At 29.7% G+C, this 6,964-nt stretch carries 5 protein-coding genes and 1 other annotated feature; all 5 genes read right to left on the bottom strand.

Going from position 1 to position 6,964, the window contains the following annotated elements; all coding sequences use genetic code 11:
• Nucleotides 1-594 precede the first annotated feature (594 nt).
• Nucleotides 595-797 (bottom strand) — a binding site (T-box leader).
• 313 nt (nucleotides 798-1,110) lie between these two features.
• The 5 genes from GXK57_RS25950 to GXK57_RS25930 all read right to left on the bottom strand — a co-directional run bounded on the left by GXK57_RS25950 (nucleotide 1,111) and on the right by GXK57_RS25930 (nucleotide 6,601).
• Complete coding sequence (locus tag GXK57_RS25950; protein WP_160680915.1) at nucleotides 1,111-1,344, bottom strand: DUF1667 domain-containing protein; 234 nt, start codon at nucleotides 1,342-1,344, stop codon at nucleotides 1,111-1,113.
• A gap of 14 nt (nucleotides 1,345-1,358) precedes the next feature.
• Entirely contained in the window at nucleotides 1,359-2,750 is a 1,392-nt protein-coding gene (locus GXK57_RS25945) for an FAD-dependent oxidoreductase (RefSeq protein ID WP_160680914.1), read from the bottom strand.
• Nucleotides 2,751-2,836: 86 nt separating this feature from the next.
• Entirely contained in the window at nucleotides 2,837-5,509 is a 2,673-nt protein-coding gene (locus GXK57_RS25940; protein WP_160680913.1) for a UPF0182 family protein, read from the bottom strand.
• Between the two features lie 37 nt (nucleotides 5,510-5,546).
• The gene (locus GXK57_RS25935) at nucleotides 5,547-6,065 is read right to left on the bottom strand and encodes a transcription repressor NadR (protein WP_160680912.1); all 519 of its coding nucleotides are present in this window, start codon (nucleotides 6,063-6,065) and stop codon (nucleotides 5,547-5,549) included.
• A 26-nt stretch (nucleotides 6,066-6,091) separates the two neighbouring features.
• Nucleotides 6,092-6,601, bottom strand: a complete 510-nt coding sequence (locus tag GXK57_RS25930) for an HDIG domain-containing metalloprotein (protein ID WP_160680911.1) — start codon at nucleotides 6,599-6,601, stop codon at nucleotides 6,092-6,094.
• Nucleotides 6,602-6,964 lie beyond the last annotated feature (363 nt).

Below are 6,964 nucleotides of genomic sequence, written 5' to 3'. Positions count from 1 at the left end.
CACCCGTACGCCGGTTTTCAAGACCGGTGCCTTAAACCAACTCGACCATCTCTCCGTGTCACATTTGATATTATATCAACTTCAATTTAACATGTCAACACTAAATATAATAATTTTTAATATTTTTTACGTGTTTATTCTCTAAATGTATTTTAGGAAAACCTAGCAGGCCAATAGACTATATCTTCTACGTCTACCATAAATAGCTGTTATAAATCCTTAAAATTATTAGATTTAGCTACCAAAAACTCTTACACTGGTGCTAATAGTATAAAAAACAGCCAACTAAATATAAAATAACTCTACATTTAATTGACTCTTTCTTGTATAATATATTTGATAGTAATGAGCTACTAATATTTTCATGTTATAAATTTATTTATAACTTCTTAAAGTAATTGGGCTTAATTATTTTAAGTTTATATAAATTATTCTTTCAATGTGATTTGCAATGAAATACGTATTTTTTTATAAGAAATATCTTGGGCTTTGACTTTCTTATAAACACAAAATATCTTAGTAGCTCTTTACTTAACACATGGGCACATTTAACTATATTTAATTTTAAGCAAAATAAAAAGAGCCTTTATCCCATATAGGGACGAAAAGCTCCGCGTTGCCACCCTAGTTGATAAAAAGAAATCTTCCTTTTATCCTCTTAATTTATATAACGGTATAACCGTACTACTCATCGCAGTCCCTCAAAGGTGGATTCATAATCACAAGATATCGATTCACACCATCCATCGACTCTCTAAAAACTTGAAAATTACTACTATCCTTATCAGCAGTTTATTTATATAATTTTAATATATTATATTCCATACCGATATATAATGTCAATGATTATTAGAATAAAATATTTTATTTATGTAAAAAAATAACATAAGATTAAATAATAACTAGCTTCCTCAGAATTTATATTTGCTCTTTGTAAAAGACTTTTTTATACATACTTAAACATCTATCTTTTGCTTATTTTCTGTTGAAGCACCATGTTAAAATTAAGTGGTCAGTAATCCTATGCCTAGATGACCTTGCACAAAGAATTAATATAACTTCTCTTTTATAACCACTTAACTTCAATAATATTGCTAAACATATCATTATTTAATCCTTGGTTATATTGGCTGTGCTTATTATATCAATTCCAGTGTTCAATATATTTTTACATATTATATCACCCATATTAGTAGGTGCTCCTACATAAATTCTTGATAGTACCTTTGATAGTTCTAACCACATGCTCTTATCTATAGCTTCGCTACTCTTTACTGAAACTAGATTATATTTACTTGAACCCTTTACCCTAACAACGCTTGTAAATATCTCTTGATCTGCCAAATATGCTCCCCCCTCTAAATATCTTCAAATTCCTTTATCCTTGATACAAGAACCTTTGAGTTTTTAGAGTCTTCAACTATCTCTGTCAACGTCTTATCAGTTTCTCTTGCTATTATATCTATTATTTTTCCTATACAGTAAGCTCCCTGGCAATTACCAAAGGTAGCTCCTGTCCTTCTCTTAACACCTTCTACCGTTCTTGCTCCTAAGGGTCTTCTTATTGAATCAATAATTTCTCCCTCAGAGACCTGATTACATAGACATACTATCTTACCATATCTCTTATCTAGTGCTATTATTTCATTTCTCTCATCCTTAGTCATATCTCTAAATCTATAAAACTCTCTTCTCTTGTCTACAAAGTTCTTTTTTAATGTAGAATTTAGATTATCCACTATAGTTTCACAAATCATCTTAGCTATGGATGGAGCTATTGTTATGTGAGCATAATGCTCTCCTGTAACCTTTATATATCCCTTCATTAATTGATCATCATCTATAAACATTACGTCTTTTCTATAGTGCTCATAAAAAATACTATTTACATTATCCTTAGTGACCTCAGGCAATATCTTAGATGCTTCCTTTAATATATCATTGAAGTCAAGTAATCTTTCTGAGTTTACTCCTACCAATGTGCTACCTGTTAATGTTGGAGTTTGGAAGGTAAATCTATCTTCTGAATTAACCTTAATGACTAAATTGGACAAGTTATCAAAATTCTCATCTAACACAACATAATGTATCTTTCCTTCGTTTTCATTTATTACAGTTCTATTAATATCAATTGTGTAGTTATCTCCTGGAATTGTATTTATAACAACCTTGCAAGTAAACTTGTTCTTATTTGTAGTTACCTTAAACCCTCTAGCCATCTTTTGTATATCTTGAACAACTTCTTCTAATCTAAAGTTAACTCCATTGTCAAAAGCAACCTCTGCATATGCAATAGCTAGATCATACGGACATATTACTGCAGTATTTTCCGAGTATAGAGCCTTTTTAACCTTTACTTTAAGATTAGGTTCTATATCATATAACCCTTGATCATCTATTAAATATATATTATCTATTCCTCTGCTCTTAGCAGTCCTATACATATCCTCAATTATTTCTTCACATTCATCATTGTCAGCAATTCTTAATGAACCTATTCTTTTAAATGGTACATTAAACTTCTTAGTTATTTCTGAAAGTATTGAATTTCCCATATGTTCAAGGCTGCTCATAAGATCATCCTTTGTCTCAGAGCCATCATATACAATAGCTGTATTTGCAAAGGATATATCATCTGCAACATCATAATCTTTTTCTATAACAGCTATATTCAAGTTATATTTTGATAATTCATAGGCAACAGCACAACCTATAATTCCGCCACCTAATATCAAAACATCATAATCCATATTATGTATTACGTAAAACTCATAATGTTTTATAAGATTACGAGTTTTACGTAATTCCTCCCCTCTATATCATCTTCATCTATATATTACTTTTGTAAATTCTTAAGAATATCACCTAATTGTTTTATATATTCTCCGTAAGTAGCCCAGTCTCCTGCTTTTTGAGCTTCTAAAGCCTTATTATAAAGATCATTTGCCTTTTCAACATCACTCTTATTAATAGGATTATTTGTAGTATTGCTTTGACTATTATCCTTGCCATTAGATTGCTGAGTATTATTAGTATAATTAAATAGCTTCTCTAATGCCTTTTCTACGGTTTCATCTCCAACAATCTTTTCTCCATCAGAAATTATTATCTTTCTAACTTCAGGCAGTGATTTTTGAACATCTGCTTTTAGATAAAGAGTCTCTAGATAAAACAGTGAATCATTTATTGGAATAATAACAGTGTCTCCATACTCTACCTTAGAACCCTTTCCTTCCCATAAACTGATTTCCTTTGATATGTCTGGATCTGCTAAAATCTTATTTTTAAGCAACGATGGACTTAAAATTGTCTTTTGTGGCGGGAACTTATACATAACAAGCTTTCCGTAGTTTGCTCCATCCATTCTAGCACCTAGCAACGATACCATGTTCTGTTTTCCCTTCATATTGAAGTATTCAAACATAACCATTTCCAAATTTTTCTCACCAGGTAGTCTAGTCATAAGGTATAAAGCTTCATTTACATCTTCTTTACCTTCAACACTTAAGATATTTGATGAAACTTCCCATAAATCATCCTGTGTAAAGAATACAGTAGGATCAGTAACATGGTATTTTCCAAGTACACTGCATTGAACATTGAATATGTCATTAGGATATCTAAAATGCTGTCTTATTTCCTGTGGTACTGAATCCCCGTCCTTAAATAGGCCTTTAAATATCTTTGAATAACTAGCAGCTATAGGATCATCTTTATCTACAATATAAAAATTTGTATCTCCATTGTAAGCGTCGATTACAACCTTAACAGAGTTTCTCACGTAGTTAAAGCCATTATACGGCTGTGAGTATGGATACTTATTTGATGTAGTATAAGCATCAACTATCCAATATATCCTGCCATCTTTAACCACACTATAAGCATCATTATCATAGGTTAAGAATGGAGCTATTTTCTTAACTCTATCCATTATATTTCTATTGAGTATTATCTTACTATCACTTTTTATATCACCAGACATTAAAATTCTGATATTACCCTGGTTCACAGAAAACAACAGCTTATTCAAGAAACTCATCTTTATTCCAGCCTTACCACTATATCTAGTTGTTTGAGTTTCTCCAGCCTTTGGATAATCAAATTCATCTATATCTGTATTTACTACAACATATTCATTTGAGCCTTCTCCAAAATATATTCTTGGATTGTCTAGCTTAATATCAGTTAGATTGTTAGTAGGAATATCCTTCATAACAAAATCTGGCTGCCCTTCTGATGTCACTGAGTTTACCTTACTCATGGCCATTCCATATCCATGGGTATATCTTAGATGCATATTCTGCCATGTATTTATATTTGAATAATCTAATTCTCTAGGTGCTACAAAAACCTGAGTATACTTTCCATTTATATTATATCTATCTGTATCGCCGTCATTAAAGTTATAATAATTTTTCATAACCTGTACTTGATTATAAAAATTTAAGACTGGACTTATAGAATTTACCTTAAGGTTTTCTATAATATCCTTATTATTTTGTAATACAGAATTGCTTAAGTTTGCCTTTGGTTCAAAATCTTTTTCATTTATTTTATCAATATTGAAGGCCTTTCTTGTTGCATTTATATTATTGCTTATATATTGTTTTTCAAAATCCATCTCATTTGATTTTACAATAAATTGCTGAAACAAGGATGCTACAATAGGCTCTACAATTATTAATACAAATATAAGGCCTCCCATAGCTATTATAGGCTTTAATTTTGATCTTAAAACACTTACAAACACCACTATTGCTGAAATTAAACTAACAATAGCAATACCTCTATAAAACAATAGAGTAACCTTTATATCTGTATAACCAGCACCATACACAGTACCTCTCGCACTATACAATAGGTTATAAGCCTTTAAAATATAACCACCAGATATCATAATCATAAGTAATGCAGAAACTATAGCCAATTGCTTTCCTGCAATATTCTTAAACATATCCCTAGTATTAAGGTTGAATGTACCATTATTATTAAATCTATTTCTAGCTCTTACTGTAAAATAAGATGCAAAGGTTATGACAACCATAATAATTAATAGAAACAATAATACATTATATAAGGATTGTATCAGTGGTAGTTTAAATACATAAAAAGATATATCATGTCCAAAGATAGGATCCTTATCATTAAAGTTAACTGAGTTAGTAAATTGTAATATGGTATACCAATAGGTTGAGGCAGTATAGTATGATATTAAAAGCGATAGAATTAGATTGCCTATAACTGCAGCTCTTTTTATATACTTTTTTACCTTATTATCTAGATTGCCCGATAAATTCTTAGTTAGTGATTTTACATAGAAGTGTATTGCAAAAAAGCAAACTAAAAATACTGGAATCATTAATTTTAGTACTGCTATAAGCTTAGTAAAATATACAGGTAAATATCCTACTTCTTGAAACCACTGTATATTAATAAATAAGCTTGAAAAAGAAAATGCTATCATAATAGCTATAACAATTGTAGCTAAAAGCCAATAAACCTTTTTCATAAATAATCATATCCCCCTATTATTCTTGATAATTACTTTACTCTGTAATCAGATATCCTTTACCTTTAAGCTCCTTTAATATAAATTCCATATTTTCTTCTGAATCTGTAGAAATTGTATGAATATGAACTCCTCCTGTCAATGAAGATAGCGGTGTAGCTCCTAAACTGTTAAACTTATTAATAAAGTTTGTAAGATCATTAAAATTTTTAAGTTTAAGCATTGCTCTTATTTCACCATATAAAGGATGTTCCACTACTACATCTTCGATAACTCCTCCGTATCTTAATACTGTAGCTAATTCATCCTCCATTTCATCTGTATGATGATTTACAGCTATTATTCTATTTACTTTATTAACTAAGTTTTTTTCTATTATATATCCATCTGGTGTAGCAATTATATTATTGCCTTCCGCTCTCAATAAAGCTATATCTTTAACTATTACTTGTCTTGTTACGCCTAGTTCCTTTGCTAAAGTAGATCCCTTCTGTGGTTCTATTGAATCTATCAATCTTTTAATTATAAATTGCTTTCTTTCTTTAGATGTAGACAACTTTACTACCCTCCTAATTAAAATGATTAGTTTTTATTATCACTTTCTATTACTATGTTAAGCATAGGATTATCGATAACCTTTTTACTATGGTGCAATCTTATAACCTGAAGAAACTCCTCACTATACCCATAAGGCCATAGCATATCAACGCCTTTTTTAGGATGATTATAATATATATCTAAAATCTTAATATTCTCGTACCTTCTAATCTTACCCTTAGTTATCTTATGTAATATTACAACTATAGATTTTTCGATAAAGTTTAATGGCCTCTCAGCCTTGCCTATATCATGAAGTAATGCAGCCTTTGCTAACTGATACTTATCTATATTTTCTACCTTAGCTAGTAGTTTATCATATATCTCTAAGGAATCCTTAGAAACTCTTACGCAATGATGCTTATCACCAATCTTTAACTTATCAAACAAGAGTTTTTCATGGTCATCTAAATACCTATCGATGTATTCATTATCTATATCTTTAAAATAAGAGCTTATTGCCCACCAAAATTGCTTTATCCTATAAAATCTCATAAATCATATCTCCATCTCGAATTTATTTATTTTATAGCTTTTATTGAGTATTCATTAGTAATAATTATAATATGCCAATAATCATATGTATATATTAACTGATTTTTCTTAATATAAAATTAAGTAACGAAATCATTACTATAAGTAAATCTTTGAATAATTATATCTATGTGTTTTAAGCTTCTATATAATGCTAATAAATAATTTATATAACTATATTGAAGATAAGTATTATTAACATTAGAAAATATGTTCTATAATAATTGTTAAATAACAAAAAAACCATGAACTAAATGTTCATGGTTTCGTTTGGTGGAGATAAAGAGATTCGAACTCTTGACCCCCTGCGTGCAAGGCAGGTGC

Source organism: Clostridium sp. C8-1-8 (assembly GCF_009928445.1).
Classification (GTDB): domain Bacteria; phylum Bacillota; class Clostridia; order Clostridiales; family Clostridiaceae; genus Clostridium_AR.
This window is presented reverse-complemented; position numbering and strand designations above follow the sequence as displayed.